The following is a 23,746-nucleotide window of genomic DNA, read 5'->3' on the forward strand; positions in this document are numbered from 1 at the left end:
AAACCAGGGAGGAAAGATCATGCCATTGGATTTCGACGCGCTATCGAACTGGGACTTCGAAGAGATCGAGCAAACACTGACCGATCGGGATACGATCCTTTATGCGCTCGGCCTCGGGTTTGGCGAGGATCCGACCGACAGGAAAGAGTTGGCCTTTGTCTATGAAGCTGGGCTGAGGGCGGTTCCCTCAATGGCGGTCACGATGGGGTACCCGGGCTTCTGGCTGCGCGACCCCAAGACCGGCGTGAACTGGCAGAAGGTGCTGCATGGTGAACAATGGCTAGACATCTACAAGCCGCTGCCGGTGAACGGCAACATCATCGGCCGCAGCCGGATCGACTTTATTTCCGACAAGGGCGAGGGCAAAGGTGCCGTCATCTACCAGAGCCGCGACATCATCAATGCCGATAGCGGCGAAAAGCTGGCTCGCGTGGCGATGTCGGCCTTCTGCCGTGGCGATGGTGGGTTCGGTGGCGAAAACAGGCCCGGCCCGGCCCCAGCGGCCTTGCCCGACCGCGCGCCCGATCATGTCTGCGATATCGAAACACTACCGCGCCAGGCGCTGGTTTACCGCCTTAGCGGTGACATGAACCCGCTTCATGCCGACCCGGATGTGGCGCGTTCGGTCGGGTTCGACCGCCCGATCCTGCACGGCCTTGCGACCTATGGTCTGGCGGCGCGGGCGATCCTCAAATCGCTGCTCGATTATGACGCCGCCCGGCTTGTCGGGCTGGACGTGCGGTTTTCCGCCCCGGTCTATCCCGGCGAGACCGTGCGGTTTGAGATCTGGGAAGAGGGTGGCGAGGCCCGGTTCCGCGCTTCGATCCCGGCCCGCGACGTGGTGGTTCTAAACAATGGGGCTGCGCGTTTCGCGTGAGGGAGGGAGGATGACACAGCCGCTCAAGGATATCTTGGTGCTGGATTTCAGCACCCTTCTTCCCGGCCCGATGGCCACGCTCATGTTATCCGAAGCCGGGGCCGAAGTTATCAAGTTCGAGCGTCCGGGCACGGGTGAGGACGCACGCCTGACCGCGCCGAAAATAGACGGGGAGAGCATTGGCTTCGCTGTTTTGAATCACGGCAAGCGGTCGGTGGCAATCGACCTCAAGTCAAAGGGCGCAATGAATGTTCTGCGCCCTTTGCTTGAAAAGGCCGATGTTCTGGTAGAGCAATTTCGCCCCGGAGTGATGGACCGGCTCGGTCTGGGATACGAGGCCGTGCGCGAGATCAATCCCGGTCTCATCTATTGTTCGATCACCGGTTATGGACAGACCGGCCCGAAGGCTTCGACTGCCGGGCACGATCTCAATTATGTGGGCGATGCGGGGATTCTGTCGCTGAGCCGGGGACCGGATCAGCAGCCAACCATGCCCTTCGGGTTGGTCGCTGATATCGGGGGCGGAACCTATCCGGCGGTGGTCAATATCCTGCTGGCCCTGATTGCGCGGCAGGCAAGCGGTCAGGGAACGCATCTGGATATCGCCATGTCCGAGGGGGCGTTTGCCTTTGCCTACTGGGCCCAAGCAGATGGCGTGATCGCCGGCAATGACATCGCAAGCGGCAGCAGCCGTCTGACCGGCGGCCTAGCGCGCTATCGTCTCTATACCGCGGCGGACGGCCGTCAGATCGCCGTCGGGGCGATCGAGGAAAAGTTCTGGCAGTTGTTCTGCGATGTCATCGGCCTGCCGCAGGAGCTTCGTGATGACTGGTCCGACCCCAATGCCAGTGTTGCGGAAGTGGCGCGTCGTCTGGGCGACCATCCCTCGACCCATTGGGAGTCTTTGCTGGCCGCTGCGGACTGTTGTTGTTCCGTCGTGAAAACGCCCGCCGAAGCTGCGGCCGATCCGCATTTTATCGCGCGAGGCGTATTCGAGCGAAAGCTGAACATTTCTGGTCGGGAGGTACCGGCGCTGCCGCTGCCAATTGCTCCGGAATTCCGTTCTGCGGCGAGTTCGGCCGGACGTGCTGCGGCATTGGGGGAAGATAATACCCGCTTTGGCCAGGACTTGCGAAAAACACAATGAAATTCGTTGACCCGCAGGTTTTCAGATTGTAATCTAACATTTGTTAGAAAAAAATGGAGAGGTCCATTGGCCCAACCCCACGACGACCTGCCGACAGAAGCTGCGCGCTTTGTCTTGCCCGCGCACTTTGTCGAGAGCGACAGCCTCGAAGTGCAGGGTTTCATCACATCGGCTTTGCGCGATCTTCCTGTGGACGCGACCAATCGAGATAAGGCGATCCGCCTGTTCGAAGCGGTTCGCGACGATATCCGTTACGACCCGTATTGTTTTGCGCTGGATGAAGATTCTTATCGTGCCAGCCGGATCGCCGGGGCGGAGGCAGCCTTCTGCGTCCCCAAGGCAATCCTACTTGCGGCCTGTCTGCGCGCCGTCGGTATCCCCGCCGCTTTGGGATTCGCGGATGTGCGCAACCACCTGAATACTCCCAAGCTGCAGGAGCTGATGGGGACCGATCTCTTTATCTATCACGGTTATGTTCAACTGTGGCTGGGTGGTGAATCCTATAAGGTCACACCCGCTTTCAACATAGAGCTGTGTGAAAGATTCGGGGTCAAGCCTCTGGTTTTTGACGGCTATCACGATGCTCTTTTCCACGAATTCGACGAGAAGGACCAGCGCCACATGGAATATGTGAACGACCGGGGTCTTCATGTCGATGCGCCGATGACGGAATTCCTGACGGCCTTCAAGGAAACCTACCCGAAACTGGAAGAGTTCAACCGGGTGAGAATCTCCAAAGATTCGAGCGGGTATGATTCCGGTTTCGCAAAGGAGGGGGCCGCTTGAAATATCTTGACGATTTCGAGTCGGGCCAAGTCTTTCACTTTCGCAGCGCCCCGATGAGCGCACAGTCCATAAAGGCCTTTGCCCAGGAGTGGGACCCGCAGCGGCTGCACACCGACGAAGACTATGCGACCGCGATACATGGCAGCCTGATCGCCTCGGGATTTCAGACCGCGCTTGAGGTGTTCAAACCTGTCGTGACGGAATTGATGGTCAATGTGGCCAATATCGGCGGCATGGGCTTCGAGAATCTGCGCTGGCTGCTGCCTGTCCGCCCGGATGAACCCCTCGATATCGAAATGACTATCAACTCGGTCACGCCGTCCAAAAGCAAGCCCGATCGAGGTGTCTTGCACTATACGCTCAGCGTCAGGAACCCCAAGGGCGAGGTGGTTCTTTCAGCTGACGTCCCATTGATGATGAAGCGAAAACGAAATGACACAGGTTGATATGCAATCCAGCGAACAAGAAGAAGACCTTCGCCTGCTGCGCGAAAGCGCGCGCACGCTGTTTGACCGCGCGGGCGGAAGTGGACGGTCGCGAAAGCTCCGCGATGCCGGGGGCGAATTTGACCCGGATATGGTCCGGGAATTGGGCGAAGCCGGTGTTTTTGGCGTGGCCGTGCCCGAAGAACAGGGGGGGCTTGGCATGGGCCTGGCTGCCGGTGGCGTTATCGCCGAAGAGGTCGGCCGCGTGATCGCCCCGGAACCGGTCGTGGCGACGATTGGTCTTGGCCTAGGCCTTCTGCGCCGCCTTTGCCCGGAGCATCCGAAGCTGGAACAGCTTGTCGGCGGCGAGGCATCGCTGGCGGTTGCCTGGCAGGAACGTGGTCCGGGCGGCGCTTCCGCTGATGCGACTTGCCGGTATGCGGACGGAAAGCTGACCGGCGGCAAGGCCTGGGTGGTTGGCGCGGGAGGAACGCAGGATTTCCTTGTTGTAGCCGAAGCAGATGGTGGCCCGGTTCTAGTTCTGGCCGAGGCCAGCGCGGATGGGCTTGTTACGACCAGGCGGGCGCAGGCCGATGGCAGTTCCTTGGGCGAGCTTTCCTTTTCAGGAACGCCGGCTGCGGAGCTGGCCTGCGGTGCCGCGGTTCAGGGAGCGCTGTCCGAGGCTGTGGCCGACGCAACGGCGCTTGCCGCAGCCGAGCTTGTCGGCCTGAGCCAGCGCGCCTTCGAGATTACGCTCGACTACATCAAGACGCGCGAGCAGTTCAACAAGCCGATCGGATCCTTCCAGGTCATCCAGCACCGCGCCGTCGACCTGAACGTGATGTGCGAGGTCGCGCAGGCCGCAGTGCGCGAAGTTCTGATGCGGATGGATGGCGAAACGGACGCAAGTATCCGCGCACGTCTGGCCAGCCGGGCCAAGGCACGGGCGGTCACGGCCGCCAGGAAAGTCACCCGCGACGCCATCCAGCTGCACGGCGCGGTCGGCTACACCGATGAATTCGATATCGGGCTTTATCTGAACCGGGCGCTGGTGCTGTCGGCCTGGCTGGGCGACGACGCCTATCACCGTCGGATCTGGTTTGACGCGCGCGAAGAAGAGGGGGCCGCACAATGACCGACTGGAACGCAATGAGCGATGCGGAATTCCGCAAAGAGGTGCGCGGGTTCCTCGAGGCCGAGTACCCCGAAGAGCTGCGCCATCTGCCGCACCGCCCCAAGTTCGCCGAGATTGAACATTGGCATCGCAAGCTGCACACCAAGGGATGGGTTGCGCCGGCCTGGCCCGCGGAATACGGCGGTATGGGGCTGAATGCCGCCAAGCTGCTGATCTTCTACGAAGAGCAGCAGCGCTGGGGTGTCAATCGTGGTCGAGACATGGGTGTGCAGATGGTCGGCCCCCTGATCATCAAGTTCGGCACTCAGAAACAAAAAAACTATTGGCTGCCGCGAATCCTCAGTTGCGAAGACATCTGGTGCCAGGGGTATTCGGAACCCGGTGCCGGGTCCGATCTGGCCAACCTGCGCACACGCGCAGAGATTGACGGCGACGACTTTGTCATAAACGGACAGAAGATCTGGACCACGATGGCGCATGACGCCACGCACATCTTCATGCTGGTCCGCACCGATCCGGACGCGCCCAAAAAACAACAGGGAATCAGCTTTGTCCTTGCGTCGATGGATCAACCCGGTGTCGAGGTGCGCACGATCACCACGCTTTCGGGGGAAACGGAATTTTGCGAGGTTTTCTTCGACAATGCCCGTACACCCCGCGAAAACCTCGTGGGCGAGTTGAACAAGGGCTGGACCATGGCCAAGGCGCTCCTGAGCTTCGAGCGCATCTTCATCGGCTCGCCCAGCCTGGCCCAGAACGCGTTGGGGCAGCTTGAGAGCTTCGCACGGGGCCGTGGCGCTTTTGACGATCCAGTGTTCCGCGACCGCTTTGCGCAAGCCGCGCTTGATGTCGAGGATCACGCGGCGCTTTACTCCCGTTTCGCCGACCAACTGAAGCGCGGCGAAACGCTGGGCGCCGATGTCTCGATGCTCAAGATCTGGGTGACCGAGTGCTTTCAGCGCATCACCGAGCTGATGATCGAGGCAGCCGGACCCGATGGCGGCACCGTCGGCCCGCTTCAGGTCGGCAATGTAAGCGTCGATGTCCTTGCGAGTTTCTACAAGGCCAGACCGACGACGATCTATGGAGGGTCGAACGAGATCCAGCGAAACATCCTGTCCAAGGCCGTTCTCGGATTGCCTGACTGAACCTAATACCCTGAGGAGGAAAAGAACCATGTCCGATCGTTACGCAAAATATCACAAGATGAGATTCGACTACCCGGCTGATCGCGTCCTGCGCATCACGTTCGACCGCCCTGAGACTTTCAATTCCGTAGATGCGGAAACCCACACTCAGATGACAGATATGTGGATCGATATCGATCGTGACCCCGACATCAATGCGGTCATAGTCACCGGCGCGGGCAAGGCATTCTCGGCCGGCGGCGATTTCAGCCTGATCGAAAACATGATCGGCAATTCGTACGAGATCATGAAGACGTGGAAAGAGGCCAAAGACCTCGTCTACAACATCATCAACTGTAACAAGCCGATTATTTCCGCCATCAACGGCCCTGCCGCCGGTGCCGGCCTTGTGGTGGCTATCCTAGCCGACATCTCGATCGCCGGTAAGAAGGCCAAGATCGTCGATGGTCACCCGCGTCTGGGCGTTGCCGCTGGCGATGTCGCGGCAATCATCTGGCCATTGCTGACCTCGATGGCCAAGGCGAAATACTATTTGATGACTTGTAAGCCGGTTTCGGGCGAAGAGGCCGAGCGCATCGGCCTAGTGTCAATGTGCGTCGAAGATGACGAGTTGCAGCAAATCGCTTTGGATACGGCCGTCGAGCTCGCCAACGGCTCGCAAAGCGCGATCCGCTGGACCAAATATTCGCTGAACAACTGGCTGCGCCAGGCTGGCCCGATCTTCGATGCCTCGACTGCGCTTGAAATGCTCGGGTTCATGGGCGAAGACGTCAAGGAAGGGGTACTGTCGCATCGCGAGAAGCGCGCGCCGAACTTCCGCAAGGACTGCCCGCTTTAAGCCACGACTGAAGAGGGAGGCATGATCATGTCTGAAGACATCTACAAGGACATAGCTCAAGCCTATGCCGCCGCAGCCGAAAGGGCATCTGGGCTGAAATCACGATTTGCGGCTGCCGGATTCGATCCGGCGGCCGTCAGGTCCTTGGCAGATCTGTCACGGCTGCCGGTGATGAAGAAGGAAGAGCTTCTCAAGCTCCAGCGCGCCAATCCGCCCTTCGGCGGGTTTCTCGCTGCCGATCTAAAGGATGTCGGCCGGATCTACGTGTCGCCCGGCCCGATCTTCGAGCCGTCGCTTTCGGGCGGCGGTGGCCACGGCTTGGACCTTCTATTCAGATCGGCCAGCGTGGGTGCGGGCGACATCATTCTGAACACCTGGATGTATCACCTCGTGCCGGCGGGGCTTTTGTTCGACGAAGCGGCACAGGCCGCCGGGGCCACCGTAATTCCCGGCGGCGTCGGCAATACCGAGCTTCAGGCGCAGATCATCGTCGAAACCGGCGTCACTTCGATCTGCGCATCCACCGCGTTTTTCCTGACGCTGGCGGACAAGGTGATCGAAACCTATGGCCGCGACGCCTGGAAGGTGAAAACGGCCTTCCTCGGTGGTGAGATGGGCGACTGGATGGCCAAGCGCCGCCGGATCGAGGCAGACTATGGCGTGACGACCTGGGCTGCCTATGCCACTGCGGATCTGGGCCTTGTCGGCTATGAGGATGGCGGCGATGGCTATGTGGTTCATCCCGACCGCGTTGTGCAGATCTGCGATCCGGTCAGTGGAGAACAGGTCGCTCACGGGGAACCGGGTGAGGTTGTTGTGACCGCGCGCGATGCCACCTGGCCGATGATTCGGTTTGGCACCGGAGACAGCGCTTTTGCGCTAGGGAGCAACGCTGATGGCACCGTCAGCCGGATTTCCGCACTGCAGGGCCGAGTCGGCGCAGCGGTCAAAGTGCGCGAGATTTTCGTTTATCCGCGCGTGATCGAGGAGGTCGTCATCGGCTCGCCCGGCGTGAAGGCCGCGCAGGCCGTGGTAACGCGCGAGAACGAACGCGACATGATCCGCATCTCGCTTGTGCTGGAAGACGGTGCCGATGCCTCGGCCGCAATCATCGCCGCTGCCGAGGCCTTCAAGTCGCATTCCAGGATCCGCGCCGACGCGGTGAGCGTGGTGCCGGAGTTGCCGGAGAATGCCGATCTGATCGTCAACGACAAGGACGGATGAGGCGCGGACCCGGACCGCGCTGATTTTCCGGGCAGATCGACTCTGATGATGTGACCGCCCCCCGACGGCATCAGATGTGCCAGGGTGGGTCTGCAACGATCCACAAAGGGGAGCGGTCATGTCGGAGATTATCACGGTCGGGCTCGATCTGGCGAAGAATGTGTTCCAGGTGCATGGAGCCGACGGCGTAGGACGAGCCGTTCTGCGCAAGAAGTTGCGGCGGGCTCAAGTGCTAGAGTTTTTCAGCCAGCTGCCCTCTTGCGTCGTGGCGATGGAAGCCTGTGGGGGTGCCCATTTTTGGGGCCGGGAAATTGGCAAGCTGGGGCATCACCTGCTCCGCCCCAAAGATGCGGACCGAACGTGGCACGGAATTTGTCGATCAGACCGTGCGTCAGGACGTCTTCTTTGGTTTCAGTGCGTCCTAGCCAGGGTGCCAGCGCGTCAAGGTCGATCTCATTCATGGTCCCTGGCCTCAGAACGACCGCGGCATACCCAGGATATGCTCGCCGACATAGGACAGGATGAGGTTGGTCGAGATCGGGGCCACCTGATACAGTCGGGCCTCGCGGAACTTGCGCTCGACATCGTATTCGCGCGCAAAGCCGAAGCCGCCATGAGTCTGGATGCAGGCATTTGCCGCTTCCCAGCTGGCATCGGCGGCCAGTAGTTTTGCCATGTTCGCCTGTGCCCCGCAATCCTGCCCGGCGTCAAAGCGTCTTGCGGCCTCGAAGCGCATCAGGTTGGCGGCCTCGACGTTCACATAGGCCTTGGCGATAGGAAACTGCACGCCCTGATTCTGACCGATCGGGCGATCGAAGACAATACGCTCGCCGGCATAGGCGCGGGCCTTGTCCACAAACCAGTATCCGTCCCCGATACATTCCCCGGCGATCAGCGTGCGCTCGGCGTTGAGCCCGTCAAGAATGTGGTAAAATCCGCGGCCTTCGGTTCCGATCAGGTTCTCGGCGGGAATCTCCAGGTTGTCGAAGAACACTTCATTGGTTTCGTGGCCCGGCATGTTGGCGATGGGGCGCACCTCCATGCCATTGCCAATGGCCTCTTTCAGATCAACCATGAAGATCGACAGGCCCTGGGACTTCTTCTTGACATCTTTCAACGGTGTGGTGCGGGCCAGCAGGATCATCAGGTCCGAATGTTGAATGCGGCTGATCCAGACCTTCTGGCCGTTGATCACATAGCGGTCGCCCTTCCTGACCGCTGTAGTCTTGAGCTTGGTGGTGTCGGTCCCGGTCGTCGGCTCGGTCACGGCCATGGACTGCAGGCGGAGCGCGCCGCTGGCGATGGCGGGCAGGTATTTCTGCTTCTGCTCGTCCGAGCCGTGCCGCAGAAGCGTGCCCATGTTATACATCTGCCCATGGCAGTGGCCCGCGTTGCCGCCGCAGCGGTTCACCTCTTCCATGATGATCGAGGCTTCGGTCAGACCCAGGCCCGATCCGCCGTATTCCTCGGGGATCATCGCGGCGAGCCAGCCCTCGCGGGTCAGCGCATCGACAAATTCCTCGGGGTAGGTTTCGTTCTCGCCGAACTTTCGATGATATTGCGGCGGGAACTGTGCACAAAGCGCGCGCAGGGCATCGCGCAGGTCGCCATGGGTGTCGGGGGCTGATGTCTGCATCGCTTATTTCGCTCCCGGTCCCGAGGTTTCAAGGATTTCCTGCTCGGCACGCTGCCACAGCTCATAAGAAATTGGGTTTTCGCTTTCCTCAAGGATATGGCCGACCAGCCCGATGGCCCGCGCCATCACGCCAAAGCCGCGCACGATCTTCCACGGAAAGCCGAATTCGCAGCAGATCGCGCCTATGGCACCGGTAGCGTTGATCGGCAGCATCTTGCCCGATTTCGCCTCGGCCACGCCCTGAATTTTCTGGATCAACTTGATGTATTGACCGGATCTGCCGTTCTCGGCTGCGATCTGGAACAGGCGCGGTGTGCGCGGATCGACCGGCTTGTGAACCGGGTGGCCCAGCCCCGGCACGATGGCCTTGCGGGCGTGGAACTTCTCAACCGTTTCCAGCGCTATGGCATCCAGGTCGGCGCCGGTGCCGCGCCTGTCCTGCGGCAGCGCCTCGTAGAGCATTTTTGAGGCGCCCTCCATCGAGCCAACAAAGACCGTGCCCAGCCCGCACAGTCCCGCCGCCACCGCCGCCTGAAGCGATTCCGGTGCGCCCATATATGTCATGCGCGCGGCCAGCGCCGAGGGCGTGATGCCATGTTCTACCAGGGTGATGATGATGGCGTTGAAGACCCGGCTTTCCTCTGGCGTGGCCTTGCGGCCCGTCAGTTGCAGAAAGGCGAGATCGCCCAGGTTCATGTGGCCCAGGATCTCGTTCGGCAGATCAAGGCCCCGCACGCAGATCTTTTCCGGCGTGCTCCAGGCGATGTTCGAGCTAATCTTTTCCTTACGTTTTCCCATCAGACCGGATCCCACGAAAAGACGTCCGCCGACACTTCGAGCGGTGTGAACTGCGATCTGAGCGTGGGCATGGCGCGCTCGGCGATTTCGTCCGCTGTCCAGCCCTCGCCGGAATGAACCGACCGCACCGGGCGGGGCTGGTTGAACAGGAAGATCTCGTTCTTGCGAACCGCAAAGACTTGTCCGGACACGTCAGCCGCGCGGTCGCTCATCAGGAAACAGGCCATCGGCGCAACTTTTGCAGGGGTCATCTGCTTGATTTTCTCGACCCGCGCCACCTGTTCCGGGGTGTCTGTCTTGATAGACGAGATCATCCGGCTCCAGGCGAAGGGCGCGATGCAGTTCGACCGCACGTTCCACCGCTTCAGGTCGAGCGCAATCGATTTCGACAAGGCGGCGATGCCCAATTTGGCAGACGCATAATTGGCCTGCGCCAGATTGCCGATCAGACCCGAGGTCGAGGTCATGTGAACCAGAGCGCCGCCTTCCTGTTCGCGGAAATAATCGGCGGCAGCGCGGCTGGTATTGAAGGCACCATAAAGATGGACCTTCACCACCGCATCGAAATCCTCGTATGTCATCTTGTGGAAAAACCCGTCGCGCAGGATGCCTGCGTTGTTGACCACCGCGTCAATGCGACCGAATTCCTTGACACCGGCCTCGATCATCGCACGCGCGGCCTCGGGGTCGGTGACCGAACCGCCATCGGCGATCGCATCACCTCCGGCGGCTTTGATCTCTGCGACGACGGCCTGAGCGGCGCTTTCGGTCTGGCCGGTGCCTTTCAGGGACGCCCCCAGATCATTGACTACCACCGCCGCCCCTTCGGACGCCGCCATCAGCGCGATATCGCGGCCGATACCGCCACCCGCGCCGGTGACCAGAACCACTTTTCCGTCAAGCGCCTTCGCCATCTTCATCCCTCCTCAGTTTGCCTTGCGGTACTTGTCGAGCCCGCCGGTATGCATGACCCGGCCCATGAGAGGCACGCCGATGATCTCTTCCGCCTTGACCGCCGCTGCGATCAGCTTGTCCAGATCAATGCCGGTTTCGATGCCAAGCTCGTGGCACAGGAACACCGCATCCTCAGTGCAGACATTTCCTGCGGCGCGGGCGTGGCCGTGGCCCGCGAAAGGACAGCCGCCAAGACCGGCGACCGAACTTTCGAACATGTCCACGCCCATCGACAGGGCGGCATGGAGATTGGCGATGCCAAGCCCGCGCGTGTCATGAATATGCATCCCGATGCGGGCACTGGGTGCCAGTTCCCGCAGCGCGCCGATCATTCGTTTGAGAGCCTCGGGGTTGCCCCAGCCCATTGTATCGGCGATCACAAGGATCGGTACGGGGATGTCCTCTTCTTCGCACAGCTGAAGAACGAAGCGGAAATCGTCCAAGATGCGCTCTTGCGGGATGGGGCCTTCGAGGTTGCAGCCGAAGGCCGTCATCACATAGGCCGCGTCGATCGTATATCCCTCTTCCTTGTAAAGACGAACCCAGTCGCGTTGTTTTTCCCGCATTTCCGCGGAGGAACAATTGTTGTTCGATTGGGCAAACGCCTCGGAAGGATATAACAGCAGGCGCGGGTCGATATCGACCTCATGCGCCGTCAGGGCCTTGCGAAACCCTTTGTCGTTCAGCCATAGTGACGTGTAATTCACACCCGGCTTGCGCTTGATACGCTGGAACAACTCCCCGGTGTCCGCCATCTGCGGCACGTATTTCGGGCTGACAAAGCTGCCGACCTGAATGCGCTTCAGACCGGTGTCGCTGAGCATATCGATCAGTTCGATCCGCTGTTCGATCGGATAGATCTTCTTTTCGATCTGAAAGCCCTCGCGCGGGCCTTCCTCACGAAATTCGACGAATTTGGGAAAGTCGCTCATCTCATTGCTCCTCGGATGGCAGTATCTCGGCGATGACCTGGCCGCGATTGACCATGTCACCATTCGAGACGGATATCTTGCTGGCGGTACCGGCTGCGGCAGCGCGGATCGAGATTTCAAGTTTCATTGATTCCATGACCGCGATCACGTCGCCTGCGGCGACGGGTTGACCGTCGGTCACCTTGATCTCGACGATCATGCCGGTTAGCGGCGAGACCACGGCGCGATCCGCTGCCGCATCGCCGCCGGCAAAGGCCAGCGGCGTGGCCGGGCGAAAGATCAGCCGACCTTCGGGCGTGTCCATCTCAATCACCCCGGCGTGGAGCCGCGCGTCGATCAAAAGGACGGTATCGCCCTCGCTCAGGCGCCATCGACCCGGCGTGATTTCACGCGCGGTCAACATGGTAGCATCGCCGTTTTCCAAAATAACGGTGTATTTGTCACCCGGTTTGACAGGGCCGACGCGCAATTCCTCCGATGCACCGGCGGAATCGGTGAGCGTCACGCGCTGTCCCGCCTCAACCGCATCTCCACCCAGGCCAAGCCGCCAGCCGGTGAAGGTATCGCGGTTGCTCCAGGGATCCACGTCCGCATCGCGGCGCGACGTTGCCACGAACAGAATCGCGGCTGCCGCCTTCCACCGCTCGGGGCGGGTAAGGGGGGGCGGCTGTGTCAGCGCGTCAAGCTGGCCGTCGATCCAGCGCGTATGAACCTGCATCTGCCCGAATTCGGGGTTTCGCGCTAGCGCCGTCAGAAAGGCACGGTTAGTTTCCACGCCCTCCACCGCGATATGGTCCAGCGCCGTCGCCAGCCGCGCCAAGGCGGTTTCCCGGTCGGGCGCGTGAACGATCAGCTTAGCGATCATCGGGTCGTAATAGGGCGTCACCGCGTCGCCTTCTTCGACACCGCTGTCGATCCGCAGGCCGCCGGGCAGGCTGAGCGTGGTCAGCGTGCCCGTCGAGGGGGCGAATTGCATGGCCGGGTCTTCGGCATAAAGCCGCGCCTCGACGGCGTGGCCGTTGATCCGCAGATCCTCCTGAACAAGCCCCAAGCCCGCGCCCTCGGCAATGCGCAGGTGCAACGCGACCAGGTCCAGCCCGGTGATCGCCTCTGTGACGGGGTGTTCCACCTGGATGCGCGGGTTCACCTCCAGAAAGAAATACTCGTCCCCCGCGACCAGAAATTCGACCGTGCCCAGGCCGCGATAATTGAGCGTTTCGCCCAGGCGCACCGCGTCATGCGCGATCTCGTCAAGAAGCGCGCGAGGCAAGCCCCAAGCCGGGGCCTCTTCGATGACCTTCTGGTGGCGGCGCTGAAGCGTGCAGTCGCGCTCGAACAGGTGCAGCACATGGCCCTTGCCGTCGCCCGCGATCTGCACCTCGACATGGCGTGCCTCGGGCAGGAAGCGTTCCAGCAGAAGGCCCTCGGAGCCAAAGGTGGACTTTGCTTCGCGCAGCGCGCCCTCGATGTCCTCCACAAGCGTGGCTTCAACCGTCACGAGCCGCTGCCCGCGCCCGCCGCCGCCGCCGACCGCCTTGAGCAGCACCGGTAGGCCCATCTTGCGCACTTCCTGTGCGATTTCCTGCGGGTTGGAGCGCGCGCCCTGGGCGCCCGAGACAACCGGAATGCCGGCAGCAACCGCCGCATCCTTGGCGCTGGCCTTGTCGCCGAAGCGTTCCAGCGTGTCCGGTGTCGGCCCCATGAAGATCATGCCTGCGGCTTCGACCGCGCGGGCGAAATCTGCGTTCTCTGCCAGAAAGCCGTAACCGGGATGGATCGCATCGGCGCCGACGGATCTGGCGGCGGCGATGACTGCGTCGATCTTCAGATAGCTCTCGGATGCGGGACCGGCACCGATGCAGACAGATTTGCCGATCTCACGGACGTGAAGGGCGTTGGCGTCGGCCTGCGAATGCACGCCAACAGGGGTGATGCCGCTGGCCCGCGCGGTGCGTGCGATTCGGCAGGCGATTTCGCCGCGATTGGCGATAAGAAGCGTTTTGATTTTCATGGTTTGCGCCTCACATCCTGAACACGCCGAAATGCGTTTCGACCTTGGGCCTGCGCGAAGCGATGTCCAGCATCAGCGCCATGACGTCCCGGGTCTCGGCAGGCTCGATCACGCTGTCGATCCAGAGGTTGGAGGCGAAATTGTAGGCCCCCTGGAAATCCTCGTATTCCTTGCGGATTGGTGCCTTGAAGGTTTCCTCCTCCTCGGGTGTCCATTTCTTGCCTTCGCGTTCGTTGATCTGGGCGCGCACCTGCGCTAGCACGCTGGCGGCCTGTTCCGGCCCCATGATCGCGGACCGGCCCGTGGGCCAGGCGAACATCGCGTCCGGCTGGAACGGGCGGCCAAGCATGGCCAGGTAACCCGCCCCGTAAGAGCCGCCGGTGATGATGGTGAACTTCGGCACCCGCGCCGAAGACATGGCGGTGATCATCTTGGCGCCCGCCTTGGCAATGCCCATCTGCTCGACGTCGCGGCCTACCATGAAGCCGTTCACATCCGCGAGGAACAGCAGCGGGATATCGCGCTGGACGCAGAGATTGATGAAATGCGTAGCCTTCAGCGCGGCCTCGACAAAGAGCACGCCGGTGTTGGCCAGGATGCCGACCTCGTGGCCATGGATTCGGCCCCAGCCGGTCATGAGGGTGTCGCCGAAAAGCGGCTTGAACTCGTGAAAATCGCTGTCATCGACAAGGCGCGCAACAATCTCGCGGTTGTCGGTCGGCACCCTTGGGTCTCGGCTGACGACGCCATAGATCTCCTCGACCGGATAGGCAGGGGGGCGCGGCGACGTCGGCGTCTTGCGCGGCTGCGGTTTTTCGCCCAGGTGGCTGACGATTTCGCGGGTGATGGCCATCGCGTGCGCGTCATCCTCGGCAAGATGGTCTGTCACGCCGGAAACGGACGAATGCATCTTACCGCCGCCCAACGTTTCGGCATCGACCTTTTCGCCGGTCGCAGCAAAGGTCAATTCTGGCCCGCCCAGATACATGAAGCCCTGACCGCGCACGATCACCACCTCGTCGCAAAGCGCCGGGATATAGGCGCCGCCCGCGGTGCAGGGCCCCATGACCACGGCGATCTGCGGTACGCCATCGCCCGACATGCCGATCTGTTGATGGAAGATTGAGCCGAACTGCCCCTCATCGGGAAAGATACTCGCCTGCTCCGGCAGAAACGCCCCGCCGGAATCGACCAGGGTGATCACCGGAAGACGGTTTTTCCAGGCGATTTTCTGCGCCCGGACGTGTTTGCGGCAGGTCATGCCGAAATAGGTGCCGCCCTTCACGGTAGCGTCATTGGCGATTATCATGCACTGACGTCCCTCGATCACGCCGATGCCGGTGATGATCCCTGCACCGGGTGGCACGCCTTCATATTTGTTCAGCCCGGCGAGTTCTCCGATTTCAAGAAAGGGCGTTCCCGGATCGATCAGCCGCTCGACCCGTTCGCGCGGCAAGATCTTGCCTTTGCTGACATGCCGTTCCCGCGCATTTTCCGGGCCGCCGACGCGTTGTAGCAGCCGAAGCGCATGCAGTTCGCCGACCTTTTCCCGGTAAAGCGCATCGTTTTTCCGGAAGTCGTCGGACCCGGTGTCGAGAAGGGATTTCATTTTCGTCATGGCAGGTCCGGGTACTTTCTGAGGACAAAGGCGACCTTAGCTGCGCCGGGTTTTTCAAACGTATCCGGCGCGACCAGGCGAATGTCGGCCCTGAAAACGAGGGCATCGCGCAAGCGCTGCTCAATCTTATTCTTGAGGGCGTTGTCATCAGATGGATCGCGACCGGGACCGCGTTCGACGATCACTTTCAGCGCGCCCTGAGTAGTGTGGCCTTCGAAATCTGCCACGATCCGCATGACACCATTGGTTTCGGGCACCATTTCTGTGATCACGCTGTTGATCGCCGAAGGAAACACATTGGCCCCGCGCACAATCAGCATGTCGTCGGTCCGACCGGTGCAACGGATCTTGGGGCCGGTGCGGCCGCAGGAGCACTCGGTGTCGATGACCTCAATATAATCGCCCGACCGGAACCGCACCAGCGGGCTTGCCCGCCGGCCGATCGCGGTATAGATCATCTCGCCCTCGGCGCCTTTTTTCCAAGGAATGATCTCGCCACTTTCGGGATTGAGCAGTTCGGTGATGATGTAGTCCATGTTGACCATATGCATGCCCGATTGCGCGTCGCATTCGGCCCAATAGGTCACGCCCAGATCGGTGCCCCCCAGCATCTCGGTGCATTTGGCACCCCAGGCCGCTTCGATCTTGGCGCGGATCGCCGGGATGCCGCCGCCCGGTTCGCCGCCCACGATCACCCGCTCGACGCCCAGCTCGCTGGCCTTGCAGCCAAGCACTTCCGGAGCCTTTTCAGCCAGTTGCAGAACGAAGTTAGGTGCGCCGACGATACAGCGCGGGCGCGTGTCCGCACAAGCGCGCAGCAGCCTTTCCGCGCCGCCATCCGCCCCCACCGGCACGTCGATCGCACCCATGTATTGCAGTCCCTGCATCACCGGGATGCCGCCGACAAAGCCCTTGGCCAGCGAAAACGCATGCAGCACCATGTCGCCGGGCCGCACGCCGTTGGCAAAGAAACAGCGCGCCGTCATCTCGTGCCACATCTCGGCGTCGGATTCGGTCAGGGCCACATATGCGGGGCTGCCGGTTGTCCCCGACGAGGCCTGCATCTGGATGATGTCGGCCATCGGCGCGGCGCGGTGCTTGCCGAAGGGCGGCTCTGCCGCGAGGCTTTCGCGAATCTCGGTCTTGTATGTGTAGGGCAGCTTTTGCAGATCTTCGATGGTGCGGATATCGCCGAATTCCACACCGGCCTCGGCGAACTTCTCCTGATAGAAGGTCGAGTTCACCTTGAGATAGGCCATTTGATCGCGCAGCCGCTCTTCCTGAATGCGGCGCACCTCCTCGAGCGGCGTGCCCTCGACTGGGTGCCAGAAGTGATCGTTTACCTTGTCGGCGGCATCCTCCCGCCGGAAGCGCATTCTAAATTGCATATTATCCTCCATTCCCGGCCGGGCGATCAATAGGACCGCGGCAGACCCATGACCTTTTCGCCGATGAAGCTCAGGCACAGCTCGCGGTTCACGGGTGCCGTACGCAACAGGCGCACCAGCGGATACATCTCGTAGAGTCCGGTATCCTCGGTGAAACCCGATCCGCCATGCGCCTGCAGTGCGGCGTCCACCGCTTCGATCCCGGCTTCGGCGGCGAAGTATTTGGCCATGTTCGACGAGGCCCCCGCGGGCAGCTTGTTGTCGAACTCCCACGCGGCGCGACGGGTCATCAGGCTGGCCATTTCAATGGCGGTGTAGGCCTTGGCCATCGGGTGCTGCACACCCTGGTGCGCCCCGATGGGTTGACCGAAGACATTGCGTTCGGACGCATAGGCCACACCTTTGTTCAGGGCGAAGCGGCCGATGCCGCAGCATAGTGCGGCCAGGATGATGCGCTCGGGGTTGAGGCTGTCGAACAGGATGGAAAACCCTTCGTCCACTTCGCCGACCACGTCCTCGGGACCCAGATCCACCTCGTCGAAAAACAGGGTCCACTGTTCTTCGGGCAAGGGGATGGAGATCTTCACCCGTTGTTGCGCGACGCCCTTCTTTTTCAGGTCCACGGCAAAAAGGGTGAACCCGTCGGTCTTGCGGCTGACCTCGGTGTGCGGCTTGGTCCGCGCCACAACCAGGCAATAGTCGGACACATCGGCCCCGGTGATGAAGGTCTTTTCCCCCGTCAGGCTGAACCGGTTGCCCCGGCGCTTGGCCAGCGTGGTGGACTTCATCGTGTTCGACCCGGCCCCCGGTTCGGTGATCGCGAAACAGAACTGGATTTCGCCCCGGCAGGCGGCTGGAAGCAGCTCTTTCTTGTGGAACTCGGTGCCGTGGCTGGCGATATGGGCCAGCGACATGGTCGGGCCGACCACCATCATCAGCAGCGGAATGCCGTGATTGGCCGTGCCTTCCATGAACAGGGCCATCTCGGTCATGCCAAGCCCGGCACCGCCGTATTCTTCGGGAACCATGATGCCCAGAAAGCCGTCATCGGCAATCTTTTGGAACATGTCCCTGGGAAATTCATGTTTCCGGGCATGCCGCAGCCAATAATCGTTGTCGAATTCTTGCGCCAACTGACCGCCGTATTCGTAGATCTGGCGTTGTTCGTCGTTCAAAGTGAATTCCATGTTTTCCTCAAGTCTTGAATTCGGGGGCGCGCCGGTTCTCGAATGCGTCGAGCCCCTCGGCCACGTCATCACTGGGCAACGCGCGCACGGCGGCGTCACGCTCCAGCCGCATTTGCTGGTCGATGCCCAAGTCCGCACCTTCCCGTGCCAGCCGCTTCATCTCGGCGATACCGGGACGCGACCGGGTCGCGATCTTTTGGCAGTATTCCAGCGCGGACTTGTGCAGATCCGCATCCGGCACGATGTAATTGACCAAACCCGCCTCTTTGGCCTCCTCGGCCTTCAGCCAGCGAGCCGAAAACATCAAGTCAAGCGCCCGGCGTTGTCCCATCAGCCGCGTCAGACGCTGCGAACCGCCCCAGCCGGGTATCAGACCAAATTGCGCATGTTGATCGCCGAACTGCGCCGTCTCGGCTCCGAAACACACGTCACATGCTAGCATTAGTTCGACCCCGCCGGCCAAACACAAGCCCTGCACTGCCACTACGACAGGGAGGGAGGAGGATTCGAGTGCGCGCAGGTTGTTCATGCCAAAGGCGATGAAATGGTCCAGCGCGGCGGGATCGTTCAGTTTGCCCTTCACCTCAGTCAGATCGGCTCCGGTGCAAAAATGTTTGCCCTGTGCCCGGATCAGGATCGACCGAACATTCCGTTCGGCCTCGAACCTGGCGCGCGCGTTCGAAATGCATTCATGCACCTTGAGCGACAAGCAATTGAACTTCTCTGGTCGAGCCAGCTCGATGATGCCGACGCTACCTTCGATGGTTACGGCGACGGGAGCGCTCATTTCGCTACTCCCTTCGCCTTCTTGTCATACTGCAGCGCCAGCCGCCCGACCTTCTCGCGGGCAATCACCAGCTTCTGGATCTGCGCGGTGCCGTCGCCAATCTGCAGACCGAGCACGTCGTTGTAACGCTGATGATGGGGCAGGTCGGTGGTGTATCCGTAATGCCCGTGCAGGATCAGACACTGGTGAATGATCTCGCAGGCGGTCTTGGGCAGATACCACTTGCACATCGCCGCCTCGGAGGTATGGGGCAGGCCGCGGTCGCGCAGATCCAGCGTATAATAACAAAGCTGCCGCATCATGGTAAGTTGCGTCTCGGCCTCTGCCAGCGGGAAGCTGACGCCCTGATATTGCACGATGGGGGCGCCGAACGCCTCGCGTTCCCGGACATAGGCCCAGGTTTCGTCCACCGATGCCTGTGCCGCGCCCAGGCATTCCAGTCCTATCAGCGCGCGGGAATAGTCGAACCCCGCCATGATCGTGCCGAAAGCGCGGTCCTGTTCGGCCATCATGCTTTCGGCCGGCACAAACACATCGTCGAAAAACACTGATCCGCGTCCGACCGGCTTGGTGCCGATGTCGTCGAAATGGGTACGCTTGATGCCCTCCTGGTTCAGATCGACAAAAAACGCGCTGACCCCGCGTGAGCCTCCGTCCGGATCGCCGGTACGCGCAAAGACTACCGCCGCATCGGCTTGGGATGCAAAGCTCATCGAGGTCTTCTCGCCGTTCAGCCGCCAGCCGTTGCCGGACTTCGTGGCCTTGAGGATCAGGTTCGCCGCGTCCGAACCGCCGCGCGGTTCGGTCAGGCCCAAGCCAATGACGGCCTCCCCCGAGACTACCTTGGGCACCCATTCCGAAGCGATCTCCTGGGAAGCATGCTTGGCCACCATCCCCCCCATGAGAGAGCCGAGGAGCTGAACATAGCTTGCGTTGAAATCGGCATAGGCGATTTCCTCGACGATCAGCCCGGAAGTAACCGAACTTTCGCCAAGTCCGCCGAATTCCTCCGGCAGATCGGCACCAATTAGTCCAAGCGCGCCCATGTCGCGGATCAGCGCTCGGTCAAACGTGTGGCCGCTTGCGCGCTCCTGATAGCTGGGCGCCAGTTTTTCAGTGGCGAATCGCTTGGCGGTTTCGCGAAACGCCTTTTGATCCTCTGTTGGCTGGAATTGCATCGGCGCTCCTCCCCGTGACCGAAATATACTCTTCCCAAAAATCTAACGAATGTTAGAATATAGTTCAAGCAAAGATTTGAGGAGGATGTTCACAATGGGAAACACGCAAAGGGAAAGCTTCGGAAACCTGCTTTCGCCCATCCGCGCAGGCACACACATGGTGCGAAACCGGATCATCATGGGGTCGATGCACACACGGCTGGAAACCGAGCCCGATGGCATTTCCAAACAGATCGCGTTCTACGCTGAACGGGCCCGGGGGGAGGCGGCGATTCTGGTCACCGGAGGGTTTTCTCCCAATGCCGAGGGGCTGTTCGATCCGGAAGGTCCGCGAATCGACGACCCGGACGAGGCCATGCACCTGCGTCCGATCTGCGAGGCGGTCCAAGCCGAAGGCAGCCTGTTCTGCGCGCAGTTGCTTCATGCCGGACGCTACGCAAAAATCGAGGGCTGCGTGGCGCCATCACCGATTCGCGCGCCGATCAACCGTTTCATCCCGCGTGAGATGACCGACGCCGATATTCGCCGCACCATTGCAGATTTCGCCAAAGCCGCAGCCAACGCCCAGGCCGCGGGGTTCGATGGCGTCGAGATCATGGGTTCCGAAGGATACCTCATCAACGAATTCACTGTCACGCATACCAACAAGCGTGAAGACGACTGGGGCGGCAGCGCCGAGAACCGACATCGCTTTCCGGTCGAGATCGTGCGCGCCGTGCGAGACCAATGCGGGCCGGATTTCCTTGTCATCTACCGAATTTCGGCGGCTGATCTGGTCGAGGGCGGCGCGCCTGCCGATGAAATTGCGGCACTGGCGCGCAAGATCGAGGCGGCGGGGGCGGATATTCTGAACACCGGCATCGGTTGGCACGAAGCGCGCGTGCCGACGATTGCTTATCCGGTTCCGCGAGGTGCCTGGCGGCAGGCGGCGGCCAATGTGAAGGCCGCAGTGTCCATTCCTGTGGTCGCCTCGAACCGGATCAACACGCCCGCAATGGCCGAGGACATCCTTGCCTCTGGCGAGGCAGACATGATCTCGATGGCCCGGCCCTTTCTGGCCGACCCGCATTTCGTCAAGAAGGTGCGCGAGGGCCGCGCGGACGAGATTAACACCTGCATCGCCTGCAACCAAGCCTGTCTGGATTTTATCTTTTCCGACCGGCCGGTGAGCTGTCTGGTCAACCCTCGGGCAGGCCGCGAAACCGAATTCCGGGACACGCCGACAGATTCACCCCGGAAGGTGGCGGTTGTCGGCGGCGGCGCCGCGGGCATGGCCACGGCGGCCGAGGCGGCACGGCTGGGCCATGTCGTCACCTTGTTCGAAGCCCATGACAGGCTGGGCGGTCAATTGAACCTGGCGCGTGCGGCGCCGGGCAAGGACGAGTTCGACGAAACCCTGCGCTATTATTCCGGCCAGATGCACAAACACGGCGTCACGCTGCGCCTGGGGCAGCGGGCCGGTCTGGATGATCTGACCGGTTTCGACCATGTAGTGATCGCCACAGGGGTCACGCCGCGCATTCCCGATCTGCCGGGCGTGGACCATCCGAGCGTTGCCACCTATGCCGAGATCCTGTCCGGCGAACGTGCTGCGGGTGACAACGTCGTGGTGATGGGGGCAGGCGGCATCGGCCATGACGTGGCCGAATTCCTCGTGACCGGATCGGCAGAGGTCCACAGCACCAACGCATTCTGCGAGACATGGGGCGTAGACCCGACATTCGCCGCGTCGGGCGGTCTTGCGGGCGATCCGCTGGCACCGAAACCTTCGCGTCGCAAGGTGGTCATGCTTCAGCGAAAAACCTCGAAACCGGGGGCAGGGCTTGGCGTCTCCACGGGCTGGATCCTGCGCAACGCGCTGCGCAAACACGGGGTCGAGGCCATGGGCGGCGTGGTCTATGACCGTATCGACGACGCGGGGCTGCATATCCTCATGGACGGAAAGCCAAAGGTCATCGCCGCCGATACAATCGTGCTGTGCACCGGGCAGGAGCCAGAGCGGGCGCTGGCCGAGGCCCTCGCCGGGCGCGGAGTCACCGTCACGATGATCGGCGGGGCAAAAGAGGCGGCGGAGCTTGACGCGCTGCGCGCCATTGATGAAGGGGTGCGTTTGGCGCAGGGTCTTTGAATTGGCATGAGGGGAGGATGCGATGCAGCCAGAGGTTTTTCGCGCAGGACGCACCGATCTGTATTCGATCTTTCGAAGCCGCGCGCAGGACAGTGCCAGGGTTCTTGCCGTCGAGGACGGTCGCAAACGGCAGACCTACGCCGAGTTGCTGGAGCGGGTTGATCGTCTGGCCGCCGTCTTTCTGGCGAGAGGCGTCACGCCCGGAGACAGGATCGCGATCCTGTCCCACAACCGGGCGGAATATCTTGAAACCGAACTGGCCGCTGCGGGGATCGGCGCAATCGTCGCCTGCCTGAACTGGCGGCTTGCGCCGAATGAACTGCGGCATTGCATCGACCTGGTCGAGCCGGTTCTGGCGCTGGTCGAACCCGGCCTGCGCGGCGCGTATCATGCGGTCTCCGCTACCCGATGCATGGAGATCGGGCCGGATCTGGACGCGGCCATCGCTGGGGCCAAACCAGATCCGCGCACCGGAACCCTGGTGGAGGATCCCGAGGCCGGGCTGACGATCCTTTACACATCGGGGACGACAGGCCGACCCAAGGGGGCGCTGATCAGCCACCGCGCCCATATCGCTAGATCCATGGTCCTCGCGGCGCAACTGGCGCTCGATCCCGGCGAGGGCTTCATCGCCTGGGCGCCCATGTTTCACATGGCGTCCACCGATCATGCGCTGGCGACGATCTTGCGCGGCGGCACGGTGGTGATGGTGGACGGGTTGCAACCTGCCGTCATCAATGAGGCGCTGTCACGCCACAGTATCGGCTGGTTCGTGATGATGCCGGGCGCGTTGGATGCCTTCATCGCCGAGCGGCGCGCCAACCCGCTGCCGGTGAAAGGGATCAAGGTCTGCGGCGCGATGGCTGATCTGGTGCCTCCACATCAGATCGCGGAGTTGACCAGCCTTCTGGATACGCCCTTCCTGAATTCCTTCGGGGCGACCGAAACCGGCTTGCCGCCTGGCACCGCGGGTCTGATCGCGCCCGGTGTCATACCCGAAAAACTGTCCAAACGGATCAGCGCATTCTGCGAGGTCCGGCTGGTTGACCCTGAAGACCGCGACGTTCCCGACGGAACGCCCGGTGAAATGGCGATGCGCGGCCCGACGCTGTTCTCTGGCTACTGGAACGCCAACGCCACCAATGCCCGAGACTTTCGCAACGGGTTCTTCCACATGGGCGATCTGTTCCGGCGCAATCCCGATGGCACGATCGACTTTGTGGACAGGGTGAAATACCTGATCAAGACCGGCGGCGAGAACGTCTATCCGGCGGAAATCGAGCGCGTGCTTCTGGCGCATCCGTCTGTTGTCGAAGCGGCGGTGGTGCGGGCGTTCGACGCGAAACGGGGCGAAGCCCCGGTGGCCTTTGTCGCCTGCGGCAATGACCGACCGGATGCGGATGCGCTGATGAATTTGTGCCGCGAAAGTCTGGCAGGCTACAAACGCCCGCGCGAGCTGCTTTTCATCGCATTCGACGATTTCCCCAGATCGACCAGCGGAAAGGTCCAGCGGCATGCCCTCGAAGCCCGGTTGAAGGCCTGACCCTCG

The 23,746-nt window shown here is 61.6% G+C and carries 20 protein-coding genes and 1 pseudogene; 11 read left to right on the forward strand and 10 right to left on the reverse strand.

Going from position 1 to position 23,746, the window contains the following annotated elements:
* The first annotated feature begins 19 nt into the window (after positions 1-19).
* The 9 genes and pseudogenes from FNJ84_RS19250 to FNJ84_RS19290 all read left to right on the forward strand — a co-directional run.
* Positions 20-877, forward strand: coding sequence for a MaoC/PaaZ C-terminal domain-containing protein (locus tag FNJ84_RS19250; RefSeq protein WP_185968604.1), 858 nt, complete (start codon positions 20-22; stop codon positions 875-877).
* Between the two features lie 10 nt (positions 878-887).
* Complete coding sequence (locus tag FNJ84_RS19255) at positions 888-2,024, forward strand: CaiB/BaiF CoA-transferase family protein (RefSeq protein ID WP_073068819.1); 1,137 nt, start codon at positions 888-890, stop codon at positions 2,022-2,024.
* Positions 2,025-2,090: 66 nt separating this feature from the next.
* Entirely contained in the window at positions 2,091-2,810 is a 720-nt protein-coding gene (locus FNJ84_RS19260) for a transglutaminase family protein (protein WP_073068796.1), read from the forward strand.
* The gene (locus FNJ84_RS19265; protein ID WP_073068794.1) at positions 2,807-3,256 is read left to right on the forward strand and encodes a MaoC family dehydratase; all 450 of its coding nucleotides are present in this window, start codon (positions 2,807-2,809) and stop codon (positions 3,254-3,256) included. The genes FNJ84_RS19260 and FNJ84_RS19265 overlap by 4 nt, the downstream gene beginning before the upstream one ends.
* A complete protein-coding gene (locus FNJ84_RS19270; protein WP_255471301.1) occupies positions 3,243-4,370 on the forward strand; it encodes an acyl-CoA dehydrogenase family protein in 1,128 nt (375 codons plus the stop codon). Before FNJ84_RS19265 ends, FNJ84_RS19270 begins: the two co-directional genes overlap by 14 nt.
* Entirely contained in the window at positions 4,367-5,518 is a 1,152-nt protein-coding gene (locus FNJ84_RS19275; protein WP_073068790.1) for an acyl-CoA dehydrogenase family protein, read from the forward strand. Before FNJ84_RS19270 ends, FNJ84_RS19275 begins: the two co-directional genes overlap by 4 nt.
* A 28-nt stretch (positions 5,519-5,546) precedes the next feature.
* On the forward strand, positions 5,547-6,356 hold the full coding sequence (locus FNJ84_RS19280) for an enoyl-CoA hydratase/isomerase family protein (RefSeq protein WP_073068788.1): 810 nt from the start codon (positions 5,547-5,549) through the stop codon (positions 6,354-6,356).
* A gap of 27 nt (positions 6,357-6,383) precedes the next feature.
* A complete protein-coding gene (locus FNJ84_RS19285; protein ID WP_255471302.1) occupies positions 6,384-7,580 on the forward strand; it encodes a phenylacetate--CoA ligase family protein in 1,197 nt (398 codons plus the stop codon).
* 118 nt (positions 7,581-7,698) lie between these two features.
* A pseudogene (locus tag FNJ84_RS19290) lies at positions 7,699-7,908 on the forward strand (IS110 family transposase); the annotation flags it as partial.
* Between the two features lie 144 nt (positions 7,909-8,052).
* Here FNJ84_RS19290 and FNJ84_RS19300 read toward each other — a convergent pair.
* Genes FNJ84_RS19300 through FNJ84_RS19345 form a run of 10 tightly spaced genes read right to left on the reverse strand, consistent with a single transcriptional unit; the run spans position 8,053 to position 20,069 of the window.
* Positions 8,053-9,216, reverse strand: a complete 1,164-nt coding sequence (locus FNJ84_RS19300) for an acyl-CoA dehydrogenase family protein (protein ID WP_073068775.1) — start codon at positions 9,214-9,216, stop codon at positions 8,053-8,055.
* A gap of 3 nt (positions 9,217-9,219) precedes the next feature.
* A complete protein-coding gene (locus tag FNJ84_RS19305; RefSeq protein ID WP_143794845.1) occupies positions 9,220-10,014 on the reverse strand; it encodes a citryl-CoA lyase in 795 nt (264 codons plus the stop codon).
* Positions 10,014-10,928, reverse strand: coding sequence for an SDR family NAD(P)-dependent oxidoreductase (locus FNJ84_RS19310; protein ID WP_082135449.1), 915 nt, complete (start codon positions 10,926-10,928; stop codon positions 10,014-10,016). Before FNJ84_RS19310 ends, FNJ84_RS19305 begins: the two co-directional genes overlap by 1 nt.
* Positions 10,929-10,940: 12 nt before the next feature.
* Positions 10,941-11,900 (reverse strand): hydroxymethylglutaryl-CoA lyase, encoded by a 960-nt coding sequence (locus tag FNJ84_RS19315; RefSeq protein ID WP_073068772.1) that lies wholly within the window; start codon positions 11,898-11,900, stop codon positions 10,941-10,943.
* A gap of 1 nt (position 11,901) precedes the next feature.
* Entirely contained in the window at positions 11,902-13,911 is a 2,010-nt protein-coding gene (locus FNJ84_RS19320) for a biotin carboxylase N-terminal domain-containing protein (protein WP_073068770.1), read from the reverse strand.
* A 10-nt stretch (positions 13,912-13,921) separates the two neighbouring features.
* Positions 13,922-15,529 carry an acyl-CoA carboxylase subunit beta gene (locus FNJ84_RS19325; RefSeq protein WP_143794846.1) on the reverse strand — a complete coding sequence of 536 codons (1,608 nt, stop codon included), beginning with the start codon at positions 15,527-15,529 and terminating at the stop codon, positions 13,922-13,924.
* On the reverse strand, positions 15,526-16,905 hold the full coding sequence (locus FNJ84_RS19330; protein ID WP_255471305.1) for a phenylacetate--CoA ligase family protein: 1,380 nt from the start codon (positions 16,903-16,905) through the stop codon (positions 15,526-15,528). The genes FNJ84_RS19325 and FNJ84_RS19330 overlap by 4 nt, the downstream gene beginning before the upstream one ends.
* A gap of 38 nt (positions 16,906-16,943) precedes the next feature.
* On the reverse strand, positions 16,944-18,104 hold the full coding sequence (locus FNJ84_RS19335) for an acyl-CoA dehydrogenase family protein (RefSeq protein ID WP_047998038.1): 1,161 nt from the start codon (positions 18,102-18,104) through the stop codon (positions 16,944-16,946).
* Positions 18,105-18,111: 7 nt separating this feature from the next.
* The gene (locus FNJ84_RS19340) at positions 18,112-18,891 is read right to left on the reverse strand and encodes an enoyl-CoA hydratase/isomerase family protein (RefSeq protein WP_143794848.1); all 780 of its coding nucleotides are present in this window, start codon (positions 18,889-18,891) and stop codon (positions 18,112-18,114) included.
* Positions 18,888-20,069 (reverse strand): acyl-CoA dehydrogenase family protein, encoded by a 1,182-nt coding sequence (locus FNJ84_RS19345; RefSeq protein WP_047998036.1) that lies wholly within the window; start codon positions 20,067-20,069, stop codon positions 18,888-18,890. Before FNJ84_RS19345 ends, FNJ84_RS19340 begins: the two co-directional genes overlap by 4 nt.
* 94 nt (positions 20,070-20,163) lie before the next feature.
* On the opposite strand from FNJ84_RS19345, the gene FNJ84_RS19350 reads away from it, so the two are divergent.
* Positions 20,164-22,197 carry an NADPH-dependent 2,4-dienoyl-CoA reductase gene (locus tag FNJ84_RS19350; RefSeq protein ID WP_047998140.1) on the forward strand — a complete coding sequence of 678 codons (2,034 nt, stop codon included), beginning with the start codon at positions 20,164-20,166 and terminating at the stop codon, positions 22,195-22,197.
* A gap of 22 nt (positions 22,198-22,219) precedes the next feature.
* Entirely contained in the window at positions 22,220-23,740 is a 1,521-nt protein-coding gene (locus tag FNJ84_RS19355) for a class I adenylate-forming enzyme family protein (protein ID WP_143794849.1), read from the forward strand.
* Positions 23,741-23,746: the final 6 nt, after the last annotated feature.

The sequence above is a fragment of the Paracoccus sp. M683 genome (assembly GCF_007096355.1).
Lineage (GTDB): Bacteria > Pseudomonadota > Alphaproteobacteria > Rhodobacterales > Rhodobacteraceae > Paracoccus.